Annotated in this window: 1 protein-coding gene; it reads right to left on the reverse strand. The window is 65.5% G+C overall.

Annotated elements, in window-relative coordinates:
- On the reverse strand, positions 1–195 hold a 195-nt coding region (locus E4K09_RS22345), incomplete at its 3' end, for a hypothetical protein (protein ID WP_134499910.1).
- Positions 196–223: the final 28 nt, after the last annotated feature.

The raw sequence follows: 223 nt of genomic DNA on the forward strand, positions 1-223 counted from the left end.
GCTGCCGACGTGCCAGTCGTCCGTGCTCGGAGGCGGTTTGTAGTCCGTCCCCGGGCTCACCGTCTCGTCTGGATTGGTGCGCGACTGGCTCGCCTCAAGCTGAGCGAATTCTTCCTCGCCGATCGCACTGCCGAGCAAGAAGCGGATCCTCAGTTCCAGCAGCCGCTTGTAGATTGCCGGGAGGCCCTTGGTCATGTGCTCGGGCGCGCAGCTCTCCTGCCCC

This window comes from Microvirga pakistanensis (assembly GCF_004458765.1).
In the GTDB taxonomy this organism is placed as follows: domain Bacteria; phylum Pseudomonadota; class Alphaproteobacteria; order Rhizobiales; family Beijerinckiaceae; genus Microvirga; species Microvirga pakistanensis.